24 protein-coding genes and 1 riboswitch are annotated in these 21049 nt (G+C 65.7%); of the genes, 9 read left to right on the top strand and 15 right to left on the bottom strand.

The features are described 5' to 3' along the window. Window positions 1-3 precede the first annotated feature (3 nt). A complete protein-coding gene (pta, locus tag NP3_RS41415; RefSeq protein WP_063047176.1) occupies window positions 4-2076 on the bottom strand; it encodes a phosphate acetyltransferase in 2073 nt (690 codons plus the stop codon). A 94-nt stretch (window positions 2077-2170) separates the two neighbouring features. On the opposite strand from pta, the gene NP3_RS41410 reads away from it, so the two are divergent. Together NP3_RS41410 and NP3_RS41405 are read left to right on the top strand one after the other, a co-directional pair. Further along, window positions 2171-2674 (top strand): nitroreductase family deazaflavin-dependent oxidoreductase, encoded by a 504-nt coding sequence (locus NP3_RS41410; protein ID WP_063047160.1) that lies wholly within the window; start codon window positions 2171-2173, stop codon window positions 2672-2674. A 95-nt stretch (window positions 2675-2769) separates the two neighbouring features. Beyond that, entirely contained in the window at window positions 2770-3069 is a 300-nt protein-coding gene (locus NP3_RS41405) for a hypothetical protein (RefSeq protein ID WP_084509614.1), read from the top strand. Window positions 3070-3180: 111 nt separating this feature from the next. On the opposite strand, the gene fgd is transcribed toward NP3_RS41405, so the two are convergent. Next, window positions 3181-4191, bottom strand: coding sequence for a glucose-6-phosphate dehydrogenase (coenzyme-F420) (gene fgd / locus NP3_RS41400; RefSeq protein WP_040696830.1), 1011 nt, complete (start codon window positions 4189-4191; stop codon window positions 3181-3183). A gap of 377 nt (window positions 4192-4568) precedes the next feature. Here fgd and NP3_RS41395 point away from each other — a divergent pair, with 377 nt between their 5' ends. Then, on the top strand, window positions 4569-5324 hold the full coding sequence (locus NP3_RS41395; protein WP_444980802.1) for an HAD-IIA family hydrolase: 756 nt from the start codon (window positions 4569-4571) through the stop codon (window positions 5322-5324). A 140-nt stretch (window positions 5325-5464) separates the two neighbouring features. Here NP3_RS41395 and NP3_RS41390 read toward each other — a convergent pair whose 3' ends face one another. The 4 genes from NP3_RS41390 to NP3_RS41375 all read right to left on the bottom strand — a co-directional run bounded on the left by NP3_RS41390 (window position 5465) and on the right by NP3_RS41375 (window position 7871). Next, entirely contained in the window at window positions 5465-5917 is a 453-nt protein-coding gene (locus NP3_RS41390) for a MarR family winged helix-turn-helix transcriptional regulator (protein WP_063047158.1), read from the bottom strand. Next, window positions 5914-6552, bottom strand: a complete 639-nt coding sequence (locus NP3_RS41385; RefSeq protein WP_063047157.1) for a DJ-1/PfpI family protein — start codon at window positions 6550-6552, stop codon at window positions 5914-5916. Before NP3_RS41385 ends, NP3_RS41390 begins: the two co-directional genes overlap by 4 nt. 40 nt (window positions 6553-6592) lie before the next feature. Beyond that, on the bottom strand, window positions 6593-7039 hold the full coding sequence (locus NP3_RS41380) for an RpiB/LacA/LacB family sugar-phosphate isomerase (protein WP_063047156.1): 447 nt from the start codon (window positions 7037-7039) through the stop codon (window positions 6593-6595). A gap of 88 nt (window positions 7040-7127) precedes the next feature. Beyond that, window positions 7128-7871 carry an SDR family NAD(P)-dependent oxidoreductase gene (locus tag NP3_RS41375; protein ID WP_063047155.1) on the bottom strand — a complete coding sequence of 248 codons (744 nt, stop codon included), beginning with the start codon at window positions 7869-7871 and terminating at the stop codon, window positions 7128-7130. Window positions 7872-8016: 145 nt separating this feature from the next. On the opposite strand from NP3_RS41375, the gene NP3_RS41370 reads away from it, so the two are divergent. Further along, complete coding sequence (locus NP3_RS41370; protein ID WP_063047154.1) at window positions 8017-8499, top strand: DUF456 domain-containing protein; 483 nt, start codon at window positions 8017-8019, stop codon at window positions 8497-8499. A 69-nt stretch (window positions 8500-8568) separates the two neighbouring features. On the opposite strand, the gene NP3_RS41365 is transcribed toward NP3_RS41370, so the two are convergent. After that, window positions 8569-9441 (bottom strand): amidohydrolase family protein, encoded by an 873-nt coding sequence (locus NP3_RS41365; protein ID WP_063047153.1) that lies wholly within the window; start codon window positions 9439-9441, stop codon window positions 8569-8571. Window positions 9442-9565: 124 nt separating this feature from the next. Further along, complete coding sequence (locus NP3_RS41360) at window positions 9566-10954, bottom strand: FAD-dependent oxidoreductase (protein WP_063047152.1); 1389 nt, start codon at window positions 10952-10954, stop codon at window positions 9566-9568. Window positions 10955-11260: 306 nt separating this feature from the next. Between NP3_RS41360 and NP3_RS41355 the strand changes: the two genes are divergently transcribed. The 3 genes from NP3_RS41355 (at window position 11261) to NP3_RS41345 (ending at window position 13540) form a co-directional block, all read left to right on the top strand. Next, a complete protein-coding gene (locus NP3_RS41355) occupies window positions 11261-11716 on the top strand; it encodes an Rv0361 family membrane protein (RefSeq protein ID WP_063047151.1) in 456 nt (151 codons plus the stop codon). Between the two features lie 65 nt (window positions 11717-11781). Next, window positions 11782-11898, top strand: a riboswitch (SAM riboswitch). Between the two features lie 14 nt (window positions 11899-11912). Then, the gene (locus NP3_RS41350) at window positions 11913-12329 is read left to right on the top strand and encodes a rhodanese-like domain-containing protein (protein ID WP_063047174.1); all 417 of its coding nucleotides are present in this window, start codon (window positions 11913-11915) and stop codon (window positions 12327-12329) included. Next, on the top strand, window positions 12326-13540 hold the full coding sequence (locus NP3_RS41345; RefSeq protein ID WP_063047150.1) for an O-succinylhomoserine sulfhydrylase: 1215 nt from the start codon (window positions 12326-12328) through the stop codon (window positions 13538-13540). Before NP3_RS41350 ends, NP3_RS41345 begins: the two co-directional genes overlap by 4 nt. A 106-nt stretch (window positions 13541-13646) precedes the next feature. Here NP3_RS41345 and NP3_RS41340 read toward each other — a convergent pair whose 3' ends face one another. From NP3_RS41340 to NP3_RS41335, 3 genes are read right to left on the bottom strand one after another with little or no spacing between them, the layout of a single operon-like run. Next, window positions 13647-14318 (bottom strand): DUF8020 domain-containing protein, encoded by a 672-nt coding sequence (locus NP3_RS41340; RefSeq protein ID WP_063047149.1) that lies wholly within the window; start codon window positions 14316-14318, stop codon window positions 13647-13649. 48 nt (window positions 14319-14366) lie between these two features. Next, complete coding sequence (locus NP3_RS48670; protein ID WP_157124903.1) at window positions 14367-14507, bottom strand: hypothetical protein; 141 nt, start codon at window positions 14505-14507, stop codon at window positions 14367-14369. Window positions 14508-14510: 3 nt separating this feature from the next. Next, window positions 14511-15257, bottom strand: coding sequence for a hypothetical protein (locus tag NP3_RS41335; RefSeq protein WP_157124902.1), 747 nt, complete (start codon window positions 15255-15257; stop codon window positions 14511-14513). A 373-nt stretch (window positions 15258-15630) separates the two neighbouring features. Between NP3_RS41335 and NP3_RS41325 the strand changes: the two genes are divergently transcribed. Continuing rightward, window positions 15631-16119 (top strand): hypothetical protein, encoded by a 489-nt coding sequence (locus tag NP3_RS41325; protein ID WP_063047146.1) that lies wholly within the window; start codon window positions 15631-15633, stop codon window positions 16117-16119. Here NP3_RS41325 and NP3_RS41320 read toward each other — a convergent pair. From NP3_RS41320 to NP3_RS41305, 4 genes are all read right to left on the bottom strand, one after another. Beyond that, window positions 16086-17297, bottom strand: a complete 1212-nt coding sequence (locus NP3_RS41320) for a cytochrome P450 (protein WP_063047145.1) — start codon at window positions 17295-17297, stop codon at window positions 16086-16088. The genes NP3_RS41325 and NP3_RS41320 overlap by 34 nt on opposite strands. Window positions 17298-17344: 47 nt before the next feature. Beyond that, a complete protein-coding gene (locus tag NP3_RS41315; protein WP_063047144.1) occupies window positions 17345-17545 on the bottom strand; it encodes a ferredoxin in 201 nt (66 codons plus the stop codon). A 3-nt stretch (window positions 17546-17548) separates the two neighbouring features. Next, window positions 17549-17686, bottom strand: a complete 138-nt coding sequence (locus NP3_RS48665; RefSeq protein ID WP_157124901.1) for a hypothetical protein — start codon at window positions 17684-17686, stop codon at window positions 17549-17551. Window positions 17687-18063: 377 nt separating this feature from the next. After that, window positions 18064-18708 (bottom strand): DUF4097 family beta strand repeat-containing protein, encoded by a 645-nt coding sequence (locus NP3_RS41305; RefSeq protein WP_063047142.1) that lies wholly within the window; start codon window positions 18706-18708, stop codon window positions 18064-18066. A gap of 317 nt (window positions 18709-19025) precedes the next feature. Here NP3_RS41305 and NP3_RS41300 point away from each other — a divergent pair. Then, window positions 19026-21049 (top strand): BTAD domain-containing putative transcriptional regulator (locus NP3_RS41300; RefSeq protein ID WP_169814674.1); only part of this gene is annotated, 2024 nt, incomplete at its 3' end.

Below are 21049 nucleotides of genomic sequence, written 5' to 3'. Positions count from 1 at the left end.
ACATCAGCCTTCCTGCGCCTGGATCGCGGTGATGGCAACCGTATTGACGATGTCGGCGACGAGCGCACCGCGGGACAGGTCGTTGACCGGTTTGCGCAGCCCCTGCAGCACCGGGCCGATCGCGATCGCACCGGCGCTGCGCTGGACCGCCTTGTAGGTGTTGTTACCGGTGTTGAGGTCGGGAAACACGAAGACCGTTGCGCGCCCGGCCACTTCGGAATCCGGGAGTTTGGTGGTGGCAACGGTGGGTTCGATCGCGGCGTCGTACTGGATCGGGCCCTCCACCAGCAGTTCCGGCTCGCGCTCGCGAACCAGTTTGGTGGCGACGCGCACCTTGTCCACATCGGCGCCGCTGCCGGATTCACCGGTCGAGTAGGACAGCATCGCTACGCGCGGGTCGACGCCGAAGCGGGCCGCGGTGTGCGCGGAGGAGATCGCGATATCGGCCAGCTGCTCCGAGGTCGGATCGGGCACGACGGCGCAGTCACCGTAGGCGAGCACCCGATCGGCCAGGCACATGAGGAACACACTGGAGACGGTGGAGACGCCCGGCACGGTCTTGATGATCTCGAAGGACGGCCGGATGGTGTGCGCAGTGGTGTGCGCGGCGCCGGAGACCATGCCGTCAGCGATGCCCTTGTGCACCATCATGGTGCCGAAATACGAGATATCGGCCGTGGTTTCGCGGGCGCGCTCGAGTGTCATGCCCTTGTGCTTGCGCAGTTCGGTGTACTCCGCGGCGAATTCGTCGAGATAGCCGGACGTGCGCGGGTCGAGTACCCGTGCGGCCGAGATATCGACGCCGAGTTCGGCGGCGCGGGCGCGCACCGCCGCCTCGTCGCCGAGAATGACCAGATCCGCGATCTTGCGCTGCAGCACCCGCCCCGCCGCACGCAGGATGCGGTCGTCATCGCCCTCGGGCAGCACAATGGTCTTGCGGTCCGCCCTTGCGCGTTCGATCAGCTGGTATTCGAACATCTGCGGCGTCACCACGGAGGTATCCGGAATTTCGATGCGCTGCAACAACTCCGACGCGTCGACATGCTGTTCCATCAGGGCCAGCGCGGTGTCGACCTTGCGCGGGCTGCCCGCCGACATGCGGCCGCGGGTGCGGTAGGCGGCGCTCGCGGCGTCGTAGGTGCCCAGTTCGGTGGTGAGGATCGGCAGTTTGGGTTTGAGGCCGTTCATCAGCCTGGCGATGGCCGGATGCGGCAGCATGCCGCCGTTCATGATGATGCCCGACAGCGACGGAAAGCCTTCCGCCTCATGCGCATTCACGACACTGAGCAGCACGTCGGAGCGATCGCCCGGCGCGATGACCACGACACCGTCGACCAACCGCTCCAGAATATGTTCGGCCGTCATGCCGCCGACCATGACCTGCAATGCCTCACGCTGCAGCAATTCCACATCGCCGCTGTACATTTCACCGCCGATCGCGGTACACAGCTCGGCCATGGTCGGCGAAATCAGCAGCGGCACTTCGGGTAGCGTCCACGAGGGCACATCGAAGCCCTTCAACGCGACGCCGACTTCGTCCAATCGCGCTGGATCGCAACGGTTCGCGATGATGGCCACCAAGTGCGCGTGTTCGAGGGACAGCTCGTGTGCACACAGCTCGGCCAGCTGCTCGACCTCGTCCGCAGTGCGGCCGGAACCGCGCACGACCAGCAGTACGGGCGCGCCGAGGTTCACCGCGATGCGGGCATTGAAGCGCAACTCGCTGGGGCTGGCCACATCGGTGTAGTCGCTGCCGACGATCACCATCGCGTCACACAGCTTCGCGACCTCGTGGAACCGCATCACGATCTCGCTGATCGCGGCATCCGGATCGGCGTGCACTTGCTCGTAGGTGACGCCGATGGCCTGCGCGTAATCGATATCGGCGGTGCTGTGCTCGAGCAGCAGTTCCAGGATGTAGTCCGGCTCGATGGTCGAGCGGGTGATCGGCCGGAATACGCCGACCCGGGCGGTGCTCGCGCACAGCATCTGGAGCACGCCGAGGGCCACCGTCGATTTTCCGGTGTCACCCTCCGGAGATGCGATGTACACAGCGGATGGAGCGGTATCGGCCATGTTGGTGAGCATAGTGAACCCGCGGCTACCCAGACCGTGCGGCGAGACGGCGATCACGAATTCCTATTCGCACCGATCCGGATATAGTCCGGGCATGGCTGAGCAATTCCCGAAGCGGCAGTGGGGTTCGAACACCAATTTTCTTGCCCGCCTAGCGACCGAGCTCGCTTCCACCAAACCCGGGTCGTGGCTGATTCGGAAGGTCACGCCGCTGGATCGGGCCATCCTCGAGCGCACCGACGCCAAGTACACCCTCCTCGGCCCGATCGGCGCCCCGGTCATGCTGCTGACCACCACCGGCCGCAAATCCGGTGAGCCGCGCACCCAACCATTGCTCTGCCTGCACGAGGGCGACACCATCTACGTGATCGGCAGCAACTTCGGCCAGCAGCATCATCCGGCCTGGACCACCAACCTGCTGGCGAACCCGAATGCCACCGTCGCCATCGCGGGCCAACGGATCCCTGTGCGCGCCACGCTGGTCGAATCCGACAAGGACACCCTGTTCGCCCGCTTTGTCGAGATCACCAGCGCCTACAGCGTGTACCGCACCCGCACCGCCCGAGATCTGCGCATTTTCGCCCTCACCCGCGCCTGACCAACCGGGCCTGCCGAGGACTCGGCACCGCGTTAGTTGTCATCCCGTGTCGGTCCAGAGCGCTGATGTGCTCCGGGAATCACCGAGGAGATGACGTGGCTGAGCAGAGTTGGCAGCTCATGCAGGGAGAGCGCCTGATCGGGACGCTGGTCCAGGACGAAGTCGACATGTTCTGGACAGACTGCCACTTCGCGCCAGGCCCCGGCTGGGCGGACCTCCAGCCCCTCTTCGCAGCCTCACGCGACGCCTGGCAAAACGGCGACATGGAGGCGGCGGTCGAAGCCGATGATGCAATCCATGCACAAGGACTTGTTCTCGTGCCGGTTGACAGCGGAGCGCTGCTCACCGAGTTTCTCCTTCGCATCAACGGTGACAAGGCCCGCCTTCGCTACTGACAGTCGCCTCCGCTGGAACATATCGCCGAAGCTACGGCGATGCCCGGCTGAATATCAGCGGGCGAGCCCATCGATATTCAGCCGGTACCACCGAGGCCGAGCAGTTGCGGCTCAGCCCAAAGCGCGCAGGCGGGGTGCGAGGTCGCGCTGGAAGAGGTCGAGGAAGCGGGACTGGTCGTGGCCGGGGGCGTGGAAGACCAGGTGGTTGAGGCCAGCGTCGAGGTACGGCTTGATCTGTTCGACGGCCTGATCCGGATCGTTGGCGACGATCCAGCGCTTGGCGATCTGCTCGATCGGGAGGGCGTCGGCGGCGGCCTCCATTTCGATCGGGTCGGTAATCGAGTGCTTCTGTTCGGCGGTCAGCGAGAGCGGGGCCCAGAAGCGTGTATTCTCCAGTGCCAGTTCGGGATCGGTGTCGTAGGAGATCTTGATCTCGATCATCCGGTCGATCTGCTCGACGGCGCGTCCGGCCTTGGCGGCGCCCTCCGCGACGGCGGGCATCAGCTTCTCGGTGTAGAGATCCATGCCCTTGCCGGAGGTGCAGATGAAGCCGTCACCGGCACGGCCCGCGTAGCGCGCGACCAGCGGTCCGCCCGCGGCGATGTAGATCGGGATACCGCCCTTGGGCACGTCGTAGATCGAGGCGCCGACGGTCTTGTAGTACTCGCCGTCGAAGTCGGTGCGCTCACCGGTCCACAGCGCGCGCATGAGGTCGACGGATTCGCGCAGCCGAGCGAAACGCTCCTTGAATTCGGGCCATTCGCCGGTGTAGCCGGTGGCGATCTCATTGAGCGCCTCACCGCTGCCGACACCGAGCATGATGCGGTCAGGGTACAGACAACCCATGGTCGCGAAGGCCTGCGCGATCACCGCGGGGTTGTAGCGGAAGGTCGGGGTGAGCACCGAGGTGCCGAGTTGGATGCGTTTGGTGCGCTCGCCGACCGCGGCCATCCAGGCCAGCGAGAACGGCGCATGCCCGCCCTTGTGCCGCCACGGCTGGAAATGGTCGCTCACCGTTGCGCTGTCGAGGCCGTGTTCCTCGGCCGCCACCGCGATTTCCACCAATTCCCGCGGTCCGAACTGTTCCGCCGACGCCTTGTATCCGAGCTTGAGATCACCCATATGCGCCACTCCTGTCGCTTCGCTCAACGGTCCGTGCGGGAGGTTCCGCACACCGTCGGCCGCCTGAATCCCGCGACCGCATCCCGGTACAACCGCAAGGGCGACACGGGAGTTCCCGAGCCCATCGGCCTACCTGAGCGCTGCGCGATCGGTTCTCACACGGCCTCCCCTCGACCATAGTCAGCGCCATTCGACGAGGTGTGCCGGGTCGCACCTGGCCATCGCACAGCCGGTGGGCATCACATACCGTCCGCGGGATGCCCACCGGATGTGGGGATGGTCGCATCGGGACCGGTATTCGCGCGGTGGATGGGCGGATAGCCGACAATTGGCTTGTGAGTACACCAGATGAGCCGATCCTGTCCTACCTCACCGATATGGACGGGGTGCTGGTGCACGAAGACCATCTGGTGCCCGGCGCCGACAAGTTCCTGGCCGAGCTGCGCGGCAATGAGATCCCGTTCCTGGTGCTCACCAATAACTCGATCCGCACGCCGCGCGATCTGCAGGCCCGCCTGCGCCACACCGGACTCGATATTCCGGAGGAGGCGATCTGGACCTCGGCGCTGGCCACCGCGACCTTCCTCAACGACCAGCGCCCCAATGGAACCGCCTATGTGGTCGGCGAATCCGGACTCACCACCGCGCTGCACGAAATCGGCTATGTGCTGACCGATAGCGATCCGGACTACGTGGTGCTCGGCGAAACCCGCACCTACTCGTTCGAGGCGATCACCACCGCGATCCGCCTGGTCGACCGGGGTGCGCGCTTCATCGCCACCAACCCGGACGCGACCGGCCCATCCCGTGAGGGTCTGCTCCCCGCGACCGGCTCGGTGGCCGCGCTGATCACCCGCGCGACCGGCAAGGAGCCGTACTACGTCGGCAAGCCGAACCCGCTGATGATGCGCTCGGCACTGCGCCGGATCGGCGCACATTCACAGTCGACGGTGATGATCGGCGACCGGATGGACACCGATATCGTCTCGGGACTCGAGGCGGGCATGCGGACGGTACTGGTCACTACCGGCATCTCCACTCGCGAGTCCGTCGAGCAGTTCCCCTACCGCCCGACCCTGGTTGTCGATTCGGTTGCCGACCTGGTCGGTCGAACCGACAAGCCCTTCGCCTGACGCCACCCTGTACCGACACATACCGAATAGTGGCGCGGGCTCGCATGAGCGGATTCGCTCAGCCGACCATCGACTGGGCCGAATTGACGACCGGCTGACTCCTGGGTGGCAGCGTCGGTGAGCGCGTTCGGAATCGGTCATCAGGTCTGGTCGGTAATGGCGTCGAGCGCAGCGGAAAGTCGCGTCATGACCTGAGCGGTCAGCGCGAATTGCTCGGCACCGAGTTCATCGGCGAGTCGTTTCGCCATGACCCTGTGCTGCGGATTGATGCGCTTGATCGCCTCGCGACCCGCGTCGGTGACCGCAACGAGTTTGGCCCGGCGGTGCGCGGGATTCGGCTGGAACTCGGCAAGTCCCTTGTCCACCAACAGATCCGCGATGCGCTGCACACTCTGCCTGGTGATCCCCATGGCTCGGGCGATTCCGGCCACCGGCAGCGGTTCGCGCAGCACCGCCCCGAGCACCTGCCACCACGCCGCCGTGATTCCGCCGGGAGCGGCCAATTCCTCTGCGATGGCGAGGAATTGGCCGTTCAGCTGGAACGATGTGATCGCGACCGTCGCGAAGAGTTCCTGCTCGGGCGTGTCACTCATACCGTGGCGACCCGCTGCGCCTCGTACTCGGAAAGTGCGGCGAAGCCCGCCGGATCGCTCTGACCGTACAAGCGGTACCACGCGTCCAGCACATGCGGTTCATAGACATCGAGCCTGCGCAACACCTCGCGGGCGAATTCGAAGGGCGCGGTCGGGCCCGCCGTGATGAGATCGCCGTCCAGTACCGCAGCCTGGTCCAGATAACGATCGCCGCCCGAATATCCGCTGTAGGCAAGGTATTCCGCGGCCGCGCCGGTATGGGCGTGGTTATCGAGGAGCCCTTCCTTCGCCAATCCGAAGGTGGCACCGCAGATCGCCGCGACCGGAACCCCCGCGTCCAGAAACTCCCGCGCCTTGTGCACGAAGGGCACGAGTTCGCCGGTCTCCCAGGTGTCGGCGCCGGGCAGGATCAGCATCGCGCTCGCGGCGGGCGTGAGATCGGCGAGCACCATATCCGGCACGATCCGCATCCCGCCCGTCGTGATGATCGGATCGGCGGTGAGTCCAACGGTCCGCACCTGGAACGTTCCCGGCGTTTTCTGCCAGCTGGGCCGATTGATATGCGCGGTCGCCGCACCGACCTCCCAGTCGGCGAGCGTGTCGTAAACGGCCGTATGAACTGTCTTCGTAGGCATGACAGTATGCTGTCATATTTGACAGCATACTGTCAATGGCTCAGTGTGCGCGTTCGATCTTCGCCAGATGCGCGATATTGGCGCGATCCTCCACATCAGTGCTCGGTTCACCGCCGAACCACGCGTCCAGGATCTCCGTCAACTCCGCCCTGGAAGTCGAACGCAAGCTCAGCGCAAGCACATTCGCGTCATTCCACTTCCGCGCACCAGCCGCCGTCACCGCATCACCACACAGCGCGGCCCGGATCCCCGCCACCTTGTTGGCGGCAATGGAAGCCCCGGTCCCCGTCCAACAGCACACCACCCCCTGCTCCGCCCGCCCCTCGGCCACATCCCGCGCCGCCGCCTCGCTGGCCCACGCCCAGTCGTCGCGCTCACTATCCGACAGCGCCCCATGCACCAACGTCTCGAACCCCCGCCGCCCGAGCTCCACCACCAGTTCCTCGGCCACCCCCACCCGCTCATCCGCCGCAACCGAAATTCGCATACCCCAAGCGTAATAACGCCCCCACCGCCCAGCCTCGAAAACGGCGAGCGGCCTGTCCTCGGTCCCCAGGACAGGCCACCCGCTCCGGTCACCAGCCGACGGGACCGAGGCGATCGATGAAGATCCCGGTCGGCCCGTCGGCGTCGACGGTCGCGAGCTCGAGGATCGAGTCGGTGCCCTCGGTGACCGTCAGCTGGCCGGTGTGATTGTTCATATCGGTGGCCGCGAATTTACGATTCGCGACCTCGCCAGGAGTCGCGACATTGAACTTGATCTTCGGCAGCGCCTGGGCATACCGCACGGTGATCATGTTCAGCGCGGCTTTCGACGAGCTGTAGGCGAGCTCGTGCATCTTCGAGACGGGCTGCTCCGGATCGGTCACGACCGCGAAGGAACCGCCACCACTCGACACCATCACCACCCGCGGATTGTCCGCCACCTGCAGCAACGGCAGAAACGCATGCGTGACCCTGATCGGTCCGTACACGTTGGTGTCGTAGACGGAATGGATTTCGTCAGCGGTCGCGTCCGCGGGCGCGACAATATTCCCCGGAGCACCGGCGTTGTTGATCAAAACATCCAGCCGGTCGGTGTGCTCGCGCACGAGCCGCACCGCATCCGACACCGACTCCTCCGAGGTCACATCCAGCGGCACCATCACGACGTTCACCCCCTCAGCGGCGAGTTCGTCCGCGGCGGCCTGCCCGCGAGCCGCGTCGCGCGAGCCGAGGAAAACCGTCCACCCCTGTCCCCCGAGCCGCCGCGCCGCTTCGAGACCGAGACCCTTGTTCGCTCCGGTGATCAACACTGTGGTCTGTTCTGAATTCGTCATGCCCACTGAGACGCACCGGACCGCTCGCGCTGTGACAACCTGTGAGCGGCCTCACAAACACCGGGAATCGACACTGTGCACCCACCCGGCGAATAGGCCAGAATCCTGGCAGCGTGACAAGACGCGGAAAGCGGAGGGACCGGCAGTGTCAGCTTGGGGTGAGGTCGTCGTCGGCCTGGTAATTCTGGTCGGGCTGGTCGGGATCATCGTCCCGATTCTGCCGGGGGTCATTTTGATCTTCGGCGCCGTTGCCGTGTGGGCATTCATGACCGGGGGCGCGACGGCGTGGATCGTATTCGCCATCAGCACAGCATTTCTGGTGCTGTCCGGTGTCATCAAATACACCTGGCCGGGCCGGAAGATGAAGGATGCGGGCGTATCCAATCGCGCGCTGTTCATCGGCGCGATCTTCGGCATCGTCGGCTTCTTCATCATCCCGGTGGTCGGGTTGTTCGTGGGATTCGTTCTGGGCGTATACCTTTCGGAGCTGCAGCGGCTCCGCGACAACCAGCCTGCTTGGCAGGCAACGGTGCACGCCCTCAAGGGTGTGGGCCTGTCGATGCTCATCGAACTCTTCGGTGCGCTGCTGGCGACCGGGGTGTGGGTCATCGGGGCCATCGTGGCCTGAGTCGGGCCGAGCATCGATGGCCGTTTCCGACCGCGGGGCTAGATGAACCGGCCCACGGCCGAGCCGCACTCACTCGATGGCGGGGAACGGAATCGTGTCTGCCGGTTCGAGTTTCGGTAGCTCATCGCGCCGCAGCGGCAGGGTCGGCTGCTCGGTGCGGTGGATCGGCAGGGTAGGCGTCGGATCGGCCTGGATCGCCCGTTCGCGGGCGGGCAGTCGATAGAACGACCGCGCGTTGTCCTCGAGCACCTTGAACATATCGGTGCCCACCACATCGCAGATCAGATCGACATCGGAATCCCGGAACGGTCGCCCCGCGCGGGTGCCGGGGAGATCGGTGCCGAACATCAGCGCCTCAGGATTGACCGCGTGGATCCGGCGCAGCGTATCGGCCACTTTCATCTGCACCCGACCGAAGCCGGTCGCCTTCACCCGCGCCCCGCGATCCACCAGGTCCAGCAGATAGGGCAAACCGTCCTCGGACATGCCGAGATGGTCTATGGAGAACACCGGCAGCTTCGAGATCACCGGCTGCATCGAGGTGAGCATGTTGCCGTCGATATACACCTCGACATGCCAGCCGACGAGGTCGTGCGCGCGCAATGCCTGCAGCGTCATCGCGGTGATATCCGGGGCCGCGCGCTTGACGTTGAACCGCAGCGCACGCACACCGATCCGGTCGAGTTCGATGATCTCTTCGTCGGTGGCGTCGGGGTCCAGCGCGGTGACGCCGACCCACCCCTCGCCGAGCTCCGCGAGCGCCGCTTTCAGGTAGGTCTGATCGGTGCCTTGGAAGGATCCGCTGACCACGGCACCGCCGCCGACATCGAAGCGCGACATACGCTTTCGATAATCGGCGATGGTGAACGGGTCGGGCAGGTAGCCCTCGTTCTCGGCCAGCGGGAACCGCGGGTCGAAGATGTGGAGATGGGCATCGAACACTTGTACAGAATGCCTCAGAGACGGAATTTCCGCTGCCGCAGACCCGACAGATTTTGTGCTGCCGCGCCCGGGTCGGATTGTCGAGAACCACAGGAGGCGACGGTCGCCCCCTGCGGCGTTCGCACTAGACCTTGTGCGGCTCGCTGGCGCGCAGCATGTCCTCGCGCTCGACGACCTTGACGCGCTCGCGGCCCTCCGGCTCGCCGAGGGCGCGCTCGTGCGCGTCCAGGCGGTACCAGCCCTGCCAGGTGGTGAACGGGATACCCTTGCTCTCCAGGAATTCGGTGACCGCATCGAGTTCCGGCTCGGCGGCCGGGATGAAGTTCACGCTGTCGTCCAGCAGGCAGGCAACGGTCTCGTTGGCATCGCCCTTGGTGTGGCCGATGAGGCCGACCGGACCGCGCTTGATCCAGCCGGTGACGTAGGTGGCGGGCAGATAGCGGTCCGCACCATCGGCGTCCTCGTCGGCGAGGACACGTCCGGCCTCGTTCGGAACGACACCGGCCTGATCGTCGAACGGCAGGTTGGTCAGGTTCTGCGACAGGTAACCCACGGCGCGGTAGACAGCCTGGACATCCCAGTCCTTGAACACGCCGGTGCCCTTGACATTGCCGGTGCCGTCGAGCTGGGTGCGCTCGGTGCGCAGACCCGCGACCTTGCCGTCCTCGCCGAGAATCTCGGCCGGGGACTCGAAGAAGTGCAGGAACAGCTTGTGCGGGCGGTTACCGACATCGCGGATGGCCCACTGCTCCAGGGTGTTGGCGATCATGTCGACCTGCTTGGAGTGCCGACGCGCGGCCTCGGAGCCCTCGTCGTAGTCGATGTCCTCGGGATCGACGATGACCTCGATGGTCGGGGAATGGTCGAGTTCGCGCAGCTCGAGCGGGGTGAACTTGGCCTGCGCCGGGCCGCGGCGGCCGAAGACGTGCACCTCGATCGCCTTGTTGGCCTGCAGGCCGTTGTAGACGTTCGGCGGGATCTCCGTCGGCAGCAGTTCGTCGCCGGTCTTGGCCAGCACGCGCGCCACGTCGAGTGCGACATTGCCGACACCCAGGACCGCGACCTTCTCCGCCTCCAGCGGCCAGGTGCGCGGCACGTCCGGATGCCCGTCGTACCAGGAGACGAAGTCCGCGGCGCCGTAGCTGCCGTCCAGGTCGATGCCGGGGATGGGCAGCGCGCGGTCGGCGTTGGCGCCGGTGGAGAAGATCACCGCGTCATAGAACGTGCGCAGATCGTCGAGGGTGATGTCGGTGCCGTAGTCGATATTGCCGAGCAGGCGGACCTGTGGCTTGTCCAGCACCTTGTGCAGGGCGGTGATGATGCCCTTGATGCGCGGATGGTCCGGCGCGACGCCGTAGCGGATCAACCCGAACGGCGCGGGCATGCGCTCGTACAGGTCGATGCTCACCTCTGCATCGGACTTCATCAACGCGTCGGCGGCGTAGATTCCGGCCGGTCCCGCGCCCACGATCGCGATGCGAAGCGGGCGAGTCGCTGCACTTTGTTCGGTCATCTTTTACGCGCACCCTTATGGTCGAAATAATTGACGGCGTCAGTCTTAGCTTAGGCTAACTTGACGCACCCTCTCGATCGCATCTGCTGATGCGAACAGGCGGCCATCTCGGCTATGACAGCCACGCCGCAGTCTCGCGATTCTATCGGTGGCACAGCACGCACCCATCGGCGGTGCGTACACCGGGTGTTTGCTGCCCCGGCCCACCTATCGTGACTACCCGCTCTGCGCACATCTATCGAATCCGCGCGGCACACTCTCGGGGCCGAATGCCGGATACCGTCGCCTACCAGGGATGATCAACCCATGACAGAGCAGCAGGGCACCGACGAAGAACCCGTAATCGAGGTCGATCAAACCGATCGTCGCTCCATCGCGCCATTCGTCGCGGCGGCCGTCTTCGCCGCTGTCGTGCTGGTCGCGATCGTGCTCGGTGCGGTGCTTTCGCCCGCTGAGAAAAATGTCACAGAATCGGACAAGATCGCGGCCGCGGTGCAGCGCTACGCGGAGGCCCGCGCCACCACCGACAACACGCCGCCGCCTGGCGTGGCCTGTCCGGGCTTCGACGAGAGCAAGACGCCGCTCACCGGTCAGTTCGGCGGGGCCGCGGCCGGAAAGTCGATCAAGGTGACCAAGATTGAGAATGCGATGGTCGACGGCGATAAGGCCAAGGCGACGGTGACCATCGCGGTCGACGGCCGGGAAACCCCGGCAACCTGGAATCTGACCCGCTCCCAAGACCGATGGATCGTCTGCGGTTGATTCCTTGTGCGCGGTGCGAAATGGGGTTTGACATGGCGGCCCCTACCCAGGCAATCTCATTTTCAGGTCATGAGTACCAGCGCCAAGCCCCGGCTGGCTGGTCGGCAACCCTCCTCCGCGGTGGGGTGCTCCGGGTGACGACCTGGCCGTGTACCGAAACCCAGGTGCGGCAAGCGTGGATTCACAGGAGGATCGCATGACATATGCCGGTGACATCACCCCACAGCAGGCGTGGGAGTTGTTGCAGGACAATCCCGAAGCTGTCTTGGTAGACGTGCGCACCGAGGCCGAATGGCGTTTCGTCGGTGTGCCGGATACGACCTCGATCGAACGGCCGACGGTGCTGATCGAATGGGTCGACAGCAACGGCGCCCGCAACGGTGAGTTCGTCGAGCAGTTGACCAAGGCGCTGGAGGGGCGCGATCCGGCCGCACCCGTCGTCTTCCTCTGTCGCTCCGGACAGCGTTCCATCGGTGCGGCGGTCGCCGCGACCGGGGCCGGCATCGCCCCGTCGTTCAATGTGCTCGAGGGCTTCGAAGGCCCGATCGATGAGCACGGACATCGCGGCGGCTCCGGCTGGCGCGCCATCGGCCTGCCCTGGCGGCAGTCATGATCACCGGCGGTTCGTTCGACAAGCCGCTGCCCGAAGGCGTCGGTCCCGCGACGCTCGGCGTGCGAGGTGGCCTGCGCCGCTCGGGATTCGAGGAAACCGCCGAGGCGCTGTATCTGTCCTCCGGTTTCGTCTATGAGAGCGCCGAGGCGGCCGAGGCCGCGTTCACCGGCGATATCGAGCATTTCGTGTACTCCCGCTACGGCAACCCGACGGTCGCCATGTTCGAGGAGCGGCTGCGTCTGATCGACGGCGCCGAAGCATGTTTCGCTACCGCGAGCGGCATGTCGGCCGTATTCACCGCGCTCGGTGCGCTTCTGGGCGCGGGCGATCGACTTGTGGCCGCGCGCAGCCTGTTCGGCTCATGCTTCGTGGTCTGCAACGAGATTCTGCCGCGCTGGGGTGTGGAGACGGTCTTCGTCGACGGCGATGATCTGGATCAGTGGGAGCGGGCGCTTTCGGTGCCGACCCAGGCCGTGTTCTTCGAGACACCGGCCAATCCGATGCAGACGCTGGTCGACGTGCGCCGGGTGACCGAACTCGCACACGCCGCGGGCGCGAAAGTGGTGCTGGACAACGTCTTCGCCACGCCGCTGCTGCAGCGCGGTTTCGAACTCGGCGCGGACGTGCTGGTGTATTCGGGCACCAAGCACATCGACGGTCAGGGCCGGGTGCTCGGCGGTGCGATCCTCGGCGCCCAGGACTACATCGACGGTCCGGTGAAAAACCTTATGCGCCATACCGGTCCGGCGCTGAGCCCGTTCAACGCATGGACCCTGCTCAAGGGTTTGGAGACCATGCCGCTGCGCGTGCGTCACTCGACCGAATCCGCACTGCGCATCGCCCGCTTCCTCGAGAGCAACAAATCCGTCTCGTGGGTGCGCTATCCGTACCTGGAGTCGCATCCGCAGTACGACCTGGCGACCAGCCAGATGAGCGGCGGCGGCACCGTGGTCACCTTCGAACTGAATGCGCCGGAGGCCGAGGCCAAGAAGCGCGCCTTCGAGGTCCTCAACCGCCTGCGCATCATCGATATCTCCAACAACCTCGGCGATTCCAAAACCCTCATCACCCATCCCGCCACGACAACCCACCGCGCCATGGGCCCCGAGGGCCGCGCCACCATCGGCCTGTCCGACGGTGTCGTCCGCATCTCGGTTGGGCTGGAGGATGTCGAGGATCTGCTGAGCGATCTGGACTACGCGCTCAGCTAGACGTGACGTTGGTGGCCGGTTTCCGGCGGCAGGCGCCGCCGGGGACGCGGCCGACCTTCATCGCATCGACGTGGATCAGGTGCCAGGACCAGCGGGCGATGATCGCCTAATTCGCAGGTTTCGGCGCAGAGTTCTGCGCCCATTTGGTCGTACCGTCGGGCGCGTTGAGCGTGTCGAACAGTTCCACGGCCGAAAGCATCAGGACCGGTCCCCCGGCAGCGATTGTCCCCAGAATGCCGCCGATCCCCGCACCGGCGATCGCGGCAGGTATGCAGCCCACCGCGAACAGCGGCAAGCCAACAATGCATCCGGTGACGCCCCCTACGACCAGGCCGATCACTGTGCCGACCCATGTGCCGAGCGTGGCGGCGAGCCCCAATCGGGTCGAGAACTCCGCCATCGCAGCCTGGTTCTCGACCGGCGATGCGATCGGCGTCGCGGTCGGCGCGGCGGCGGGTCTCAACTCACCGGGCGTCAACCGCAGCTCCTTCGCGTCTTTGCTGAGTGTGGAGTCGACTGTGAGCACCTTGTCGCCCACGGTGAATCGCGTTGGCATGACCAGCACGGGTGCGCCGCTCTCATCGCGAATCGTGAACGAGCTGTGCTCGTGGTCGAGTTCGAAGGTCCCTCCCGATAGCGTGGTTGTCACAACACGTTCCACCGAGGTGACCTTGTATTCGATGTCATGTTCGGCGGATCCTTCCGCGTGGGCGGTTACCGGCGCGATTGCCGCAACGCATGCGATACCGATCGCCGCGATGCGCGAGGTTTCGATCACGAAATGTCCTTTTCTATTTCCTGGATCAGGCATGTGCTATTTCCTGGATCAGGCATGCGAGACGGACCCGCGCATCCCGATTGTCGTTTCACCGCAGGGCATTCCGGTCCCGAGCCAGTAGCGGTCGGCACCGAAGAAATCGGCGAAGTCCTCGATCAGCTCGAAACTGGAGATGGCATCGATGGCCACGCCTCAGTCGCCATCGTGCCCATCCGAGAAGTAACTGGGGACGCACGCGCGATCCAGCCGGGCGGGATACGGGTCGCCCAATCGGACCGGTAGGTGGCCCTTCCGGTACGCACGGTCCACGTGGATCTGCGATAGCGGTTCGGAACCGAGTGCCCGGAACTCCCACCGTGCTCCCGTGGCATCCGGTTGCCAACCGTCCGAATCGATCGCGTACACCCGCTGGACCAGTCGGTCGACGACGACGATGGCGTAATGGGCGTTGTGTCTCGCGGCGGTGCTCACCCGCCACCATCGCCGATCTCGCTCGTAAAGCACTTCGGAAGACCGGAGGGCGGACGGCCCGGCGTCCGGCCACGGCTGCGAGATGATGAGCGCAATGCGTTCACCGACCGCAGTGAGGGTGCCCCAGCGCTGATAGGTATGCGCCCGGTCCAGGCCAGTGACGGAGGCGACGTCGCCCAGCCCCGCCGTATGGTCGAGGGCGGCGGCAGCAGCTTCCAACATCCCGGCGTCGATCTCGTTCGCGAGCACACTGTGCACTCGCAGCAGGGCCAGTTGGAACTCGCGCGCCTGCACGAATTCCAGCTCACCGTCTTCATAGCGTGTCCATGCCTGTGGTCCGAGCCCGCTCAGTTGGCCAGCGAGTCCGACGAGGATGGTCCGCACGGAACGGGACAGCCATAACCGTTCAGTTGCCCACATATCACGCGAAAAGGCATACCCGCCGCCCTCTAGTTGTACATCGGTCATAGCCAGGGACTCTAGCTGGGATATCCACCCAGTTCACAGATTTACCGGATCGATCTTAATTTAATTTTCTCCAACCACCCTTGCGATAGCTAGATATTCGCTGTAGGTCAAGCTGTTAGTTCGTGGCTACCTTGTGCTCGATCTCGAAGACACCAGCCGAAACGGTCTTGCGGTCCACGACTTCGGCTCGAACAAAACCTGGACCCCAGATAGCAGACCTCGAGCGAAGCGAATGCCCGATGCCCTCCCCCAACCGATCGGCCAGCGTAACGATATGGCATCCCACCAACGACGTCTGGGCATATGTGCGTTCCCCGAACACTGTCGATGCTCGAAAAGGGAGTACACACTGATTGCGCCACCGACGAATCCATTGACATCCACGGCCGCCGCCGAACCCGCCGCCATGGCCAACCGGTTCGATTGGTCGATCAGCCACGCCGACGACACGCTCGTGGTGACGTTCGGAGTGGAACGGGCCGGAATCGAGCTACCCGCTCCACTGCGAATCGGCGTGGAGTTGTTCTTCCAGGACAACGGCCTGTCGGGACCCAGCATCGCGATCGGTGGTCCGGTCGGGCGCCATATCCGGCTCGTCACCGGCATCAGCAACGCCGACCGGGCCATCGAGTACCTCCAACACTGCGGGGCGGTGCTCCACGTCGGCCGCGCCGTATGGCCCCTACCTCCCGTTTCGGGACTCGGCTTCGCATGGTCGGCGGACGGCGGACATGGCCATCGCATACCTCCGCTCGTAGCGGTCGCCGCCGCGGTTCGAGCGGTACGTCTGTACACCCCCGACGGACCCGAGCGACTTCCGGAGCAAGGTCACCAGGTGACCGGCAGTTCGTGGACGCCATAGATATTCATGTCGGTCCTGAGTTTCACCTCGTCGGCGGGGATGGCGAGCTCGAGGGTCGGGAGACGACGCAGCAGTCCATCGAAACCGGCGCGCATTTCGATGCGGGCCAACTGCTGGCCGAGGCATTGGTGGATGCCGTGGCCGAAGGCCACCAGACCGCGCGCCCTGCGGTGGATATCCAGGGTGTCGGGGTTGTGGAAGCGCCGGGCGTCGCGGTTGGCGGCCAGTAGCGAGATAACGACGGTCGATCCCTTGCCGATCGTTTCGCCGCCGAGTTCGATGTCCTCCGTGGCGTAGCGATAGAAGATGTCGGCAACGGACAGGTAGCGCATGAGCTCCTCGACCGCATCGGGCACCAACTCCGGGTCGGCGCTCAGTTCGGCCAGCTGCTCGGGGTGCTCCAAGAGCGCGAAGGTGCCAAGTCCCAGCATGTTGGCGGTGGTTTCGTGCCCCGCGAGCAGCAGCAGGAAGGCGATGCCGGTCAGTTCCTCGATGGTGAGCTCGTCATCGCGGGCCAGATCCGACAGGATGTCCTCGCCGGGTTCGGCGCGCTTGCGCGTGACAAGTCCGGCCAGGTACATGGTCATCGCCCCGTACGCGGCCATCTTCTCCTCGAGCGCCTGGTCCTTGACCAGGAACTTGGCGGAGTTGACCTGGAAGGTGTCCCGGTCCTCGTAGGGAACACCGAGCAGTTCGCAGATCACCAGCGAAGGCACCGGCAGCGCGAACGCCTTGACCAGGTCGACCGGCGGGGTCAGGCGCGCCATCTCGTCCAGCTGCCCCTCGACGATGTCGATGATGTGCTCTTCGAGCTGCTTCATCCGCTTGACGGTGAAGGCGCCGGTGAGCTTGCGCCGCAGCCTGGTGTGGTCCGGCGGGTCCATGGCGACGAACAAGCCCGGGATCTGCGGGGAAGGTTCGGTAGCGACCGGCATGCCGGGGGTCTCGTACGGCACGTGGACAATGCCGATGTCCTGACGAGAGCTGAACCGGGTGTCGGCCATGAGCTGGCGGACCTCCTCGTAGCCGGTGACCAACCAGCCCTCGTGACCGTCGGGGAAGACGAGGGGACTGACCGGGCGAGCCTCGCGCAGCCGGGTGATTTCGCGAGGCGGATCGAAGGGGCCCGCATTACGTTCCATGGGGAGGCCGTGGGGGACGGGAACCGTTTCACTCATTGGGTTTTCCTGATCAGGTAGTAGAGAAAAGTTGGGAACCGGGGGCGCTAATCGCGGGAGACGATGGTGATCGCGCCGGAGGGACACACTTCGGCGGCCTCGCGCACGGCCGCTTCCCGCTCGGGCGCGGGGATGCGGTCCAGCGGCACCACCCGGCCGTCCTCGGCGTCCTGGTCGAACACTCCGGGGGCGGTCAGTACGCACATGCCCGCGCCGATGCAGCGCTCCCGGTCCACTCTGAGTTCCATCTGTTATCCCTTGTTCCAAGTGACCGGGAAGGAGCGCGCGCCGTAGGTCAGCGCGTCGGTGCGCAGCTCGATGCCATCGGGGATCGCCTTGTCCCCGTATGCCTTCCGCGGTCCAGAAGCTGAAGTTGCTGAACTATTCACATGAACACTGTCGCCAGCCCGGCTGATATCGACCTGACACCGACCTGACACGTCCACCGAGACGGCGTTCGACCTGGTCAGACCGCCGCAGCCGCCTGCAGCGAATTGCCGACCAGCACAACGCCGTCCATCTCCGTGACGGTCGGAGCCCCTGCTGGCGTTGATCGCCGTACCGGTTCGAAGCGGCCACGTGGCCGTTCGGAAAATCAACGGGGCCGAGATCATCTCGGGCAGCCACACCGCAGTTCGAAGTGCGACCACAGGCAAGCCGACCGCGCCCGGGTGCACGACGCTGATGTGGCGTCGTGCAGCCGGTGAGCGGTATGGGTTGGGCAGCGCCGGTGTGCAGTGCTGTCGTGGCTGCGGAGCCGGATGCACTAGGCGGCGATAGCGTGCCGAATGATGATGTCGCCGTATGAGTTTCGCGCATAGACCTGCACGGTTTCCTCGTTGCGGTCCGCCCGGCCGACCGGTTGCATCTGGTTCTGCACGGTGCCGTACTTGGCGTTGGTTTCCAGCCGGGCCGCGCTGCCCGGATGGATGCCTACCTCCAGCTCGCCCATGGAGGTTTCCAGCCGGAGCACGCCGCGCGATGCTTCGCCGATGCGGATATTGCCCTTGGCGGCTTTCGCGGTCACCGAACCGAGCGGGCGCTCGACGATGATGTCTCCGGCGGCGATCTCCAGGTCGCACTGGCCGAGTTCGCCGGTGCCCAGCAATCGGCCCACACCTGCGGTGCCCTGGAGCCGGGAGCCGGTGGGCACCTCGATGGTCACCTCGATCGACGGGTTGCCGCCGAACGGTGTGTAGGTCCGCCAGTCCTTCGGCGTTTTCACGGTCAGCGTGCCCGCGACGAAATCGACCTCGGTCTGCTCGGCGGCGCGCACGTCGCCCTTCTTGGACGGATCGGCCGGACGGACCTCGACGATGGTGTCGGTGCGATCGGAGGCGATGACCGTGACGTTGCCCGCGAGCACCTCGACGGTGACGGCGATCGGTTCAGGGGTCTGGAACGTAGTCATGGCTGTTACTCCTTCAGCGTGGTGTGTGAGCCGGGTCAGCGGACCCAGCCGGTGGTTGCTGTGTTGTTGACGTGAACACTGTCGCGAGCCCGGCTGATATCGACCTGACACCGATCTGACATGCGCACTGACACGGTGTTCGCCCTGGTCACAGCCGACAAGGAGTGACGGACAGGCACCGGTCCACGCGCGACAAGGCCGCATATCGCGCGATCGGCGGCGTCGGTTCGCCTGCCCCGCAGCGTGTTCCGCCATCGAAGCGTCGTCACCCGAGGGGCGGCCCGCGCTGACCTCTCGTTCACGGCAGAATGGTCCGGGTGCAGATCGGAATGCTTGGACCGCTCGAAATCCGACTAGACGACGGCGGATCGATCGAGGTACCGGGCACCCGGCTGCGGGCGCTGTTGATCGCCCTTGCGCTCGAACCCGGCCGCGCGATCCCGAAAGCGACGCTGGTCGACTGGATTTGGGGTGAACAGCCGCCCTCCGACGCGGCGAACGCCTTGCAGGCACTGGTCTCCCGGCTGCGGAGGGTGCTGCCGGACGGGTCGCTCGACGTGCAGGCGGGCGGATACCGGTTGACGGTGCGATCCGACGCTGTCGACGCCGTGCGGTTCGAACAGCTTCTCGACCAGGCCCGCGGCGGTGCCGACGCACAACAGGCCGAGCTGCTGCGCGAGGCCCTCGAACTGTGGCGCGGTGCGCTGATGCAGGACATCGGTGTGCAGGACAGTGCGGCCGCCGACGCGGTGATCACCCGGCTCGAGGGGCTGCGCCTGGCCGCAACGGAGGATCTGTACGAGGCGGAGATCCGCCTCGGGCGCGGTGCGGAGCTGGTCGCCGAGCTGACCGAGCTGGTGGCCCGGCATCCGGTGCGGGAACGGCTCGTCGCCGCGCTGATGCGGGCATTGGTCGCCGCGGGTCGTGGCGCCGAAGCACTCGTCGTGTACCAACGGGCCAGGGAAGCACTCGCGGACACGCTGGGCGTGGATCCCGCACCGGAACTCTCCGCACTGCACGTTGCGCTGCTGCGCGGCGAAATCGGTGCGCAGGACAACGAACGTAAGACGAACCTGCGGGCCGAGTTGACCAGCTTCGTCGGCAAGAACGGGGACATTGCCGCGGTGCGCGAACTCATTGCGGCACATCGGCTCACCACGGTGACCGGTCCCGGCGGCTCGGGGAAAACCAGGCTGGCCCTGGAAACAGCACGCACCCTACTCGACGACCTGCCGGACGGGGCCTGGCTGGTCGAACTGGCCTCCGTCGGCGCGGGTGGTGACGTGGCGCAATCGGCGATCGCCGCACTCGGGCTCCGGGATGCGCTGCTCGGCGCCGCACCGAATGCGGAACCGATGGACCGGCTCATCGCGGCGCTGCGCGAGCGGGAGACGTTGCTGATCCTGGACAACTGTGAACACGTGATCGACGCCGCGGCGGCATTCGCCCACCGGCTGCTCGGGGAATGTCAGCGGCTGCGGATCCTCGTGACGAGCAGGGAACCGCTCGGCATCACGGGCGAGGCGTTATGGCAGGTCGTGCCGCTGGCGTTGCCCGCCGAGGACGCGGACCCCGGCGAGATCGAATCCTCCTCCGCCGTTCAGCTGTTGCGGGACCGGGCCGGTGCGGTGCACAAAGATCTCGCGGCCGATGCTCGCACACTGTCGACCATGGCGCGCGTCTGCCGGGCGCTCGACGGGATACCACTGGCGATCGAACTGGCCGCGGCCAGACTGCGCACCATGTCCCTCGATCAGCTCGCCAACCGCCTCGACGATCGGTTCCGCCTGCTGACCGGCGGCAGCCGTACCGCGATCCCGCAGCACCGGACGTTGCGAGCGGTGGTCGACTGGAGCTGGGAGCTGCTCACCGACGCCGAACGGATGGTGCTGCGCAGACTCTCGGTGTTCTCCGGCGGCGCGAGTTTGGCGGCGGCCGAGCAGGTCTGCGCGGACACGGGCGGGCCCGAAGGGCAGGGGGACGGGAAAAGCACCGCGGTCGAGCGGTGGGAGGTGCTGGAGCTGCTGACCGCGCTGACCGAGAAATCGCTGCTGCTCTACGTGGCGGACAGTGCTCCACCCGTCGGCTCGCCCGGTGAGCCGCGCTATCGGATGCTCGACACGATCAAGCAATACGCCCGGGAGCGGCTCGTTGCGTCGGGGGAATCGGATCTTGTACGCCGAGAACATCTTTCGTACGTCACCGAACTCGCCGCGACCGCGGAGCCGCACCTGCGCCGCGCCGACCAGCTGGAGTGGCTAGCCACGCTCGAGGCCGAGCACGACAACATCGCCGTCGCGATGCGCGGCGCGCTCGCGGCCGGGGACGCGGCCGGGGCGAT

The organism is Nocardia pseudovaccinii NBRC 100343 (assembly GCF_001613225.1).
GTDB lineage: Bacteria > Actinomycetota > Actinomycetes > Mycobacteriales > Mycobacteriaceae > Nocardia > Nocardia pseudovaccinii.
The sequence above is the reverse complement of the archived record's forward strand: the minus strand, read 5'-3'. Positions and strand labels throughout refer to the sequence as shown.

Coding starts and splice junctions, on each gene's coding strand:
- pta (WP_063047176.1), bottom strand. CDS start 2,076: ATGGCCGATACCGCTCCATCCGCTGTGTACATCGCATCTCCGGAGGGT.
- NP3_RS41410 (WP_063047160.1), top strand. CDS start 2,171: ATGGCTGAGCAATTCCCGAAGCGGCAGTGGGGTTCGAACACCAATTTT.
- fgd (WP_040696830.1), bottom strand. CDS start 4,191: ATGGGTGATCTCAAGCTCGGATACAAGGCGTCGGCGGAACAGTTCGGA.
- NP3_RS41395 (WP_444980802.1), top strand. CDS start 4,569: ATGGACGGGGTGCTGGTGCACGAAGACCATCTGGTGCCCGGCGCCGAC.
- NP3_RS41390 (WP_063047158.1), bottom strand. CDS start 5,917: ATGAGTGACACGCCCGAGCAGGAACTCTTCGCGACGGTCGCGATCACA.
- NP3_RS41385 (WP_063047157.1), bottom strand. CDS start 6,552: ATGCCTACGAAGACAGTTCATACGGCCGTTTACGACACGCTCGCCGAC.
- NP3_RS41380 (WP_063047156.1), bottom strand. CDS start 7,039: ATGCGAATTTCGGTTGCGGCGGATGAGCGGGTGGGGGTGGCCGAGGAA.
- NP3_RS41375 (WP_063047155.1), bottom strand. CDS start 7,871: ATGACGAATTCAGAACAGACCACAGTGTTGATCACCGGAGCGAACAAG.
- NP3_RS41360 (WP_063047152.1), bottom strand. CDS start 10,954: ATGACCGAACAAAGTGCAGCGACTCGCCCGCTTCGCATCGCGATCGTG.
- NP3_RS41355 (WP_063047151.1), top strand. CDS start 11,261: ATGACAGAGCAGCAGGGCACCGACGAAGAACCCGTAATCGAGGTCGAT.
- NP3_RS41350 (WP_063047174.1), top strand. CDS start 11,913: ATGACATATGCCGGTGACATCACCCCACAGCAGGCGTGGGAGTTGTTG.
- NP3_RS41345 (WP_063047150.1), top strand. CDS start 12,326: ATGATCACCGGCGGTTCGTTCGACAAGCCGCTGCCCGAAGGCGTCGGT.
- NP3_RS41335 (WP_157124902.1), bottom strand. CDS start 15,257: ATGACCGATGTACAACTAGAGGGCGGCGGGTATGCCTTTTCGCGTGAT.
- NP3_RS41320 (WP_063047145.1), bottom strand. CDS start 17,297: ATGAGTGAAACGGTTCCCGTCCCCCACGGCCTCCCCATGGAACGTAAT.
- NP3_RS41315 (WP_063047144.1), bottom strand. CDS start 17,545: ATGGAACTCAGAGTGGACCGGGAGCGCTGCATCGGCGCGGGCATGTGC.
- NP3_RS41305 (WP_063047142.1), bottom strand. CDS start 18,708: ATGACTACGTTCCAGACCCCTGAACCGATCGCCGTCACCGTCGAGGTG.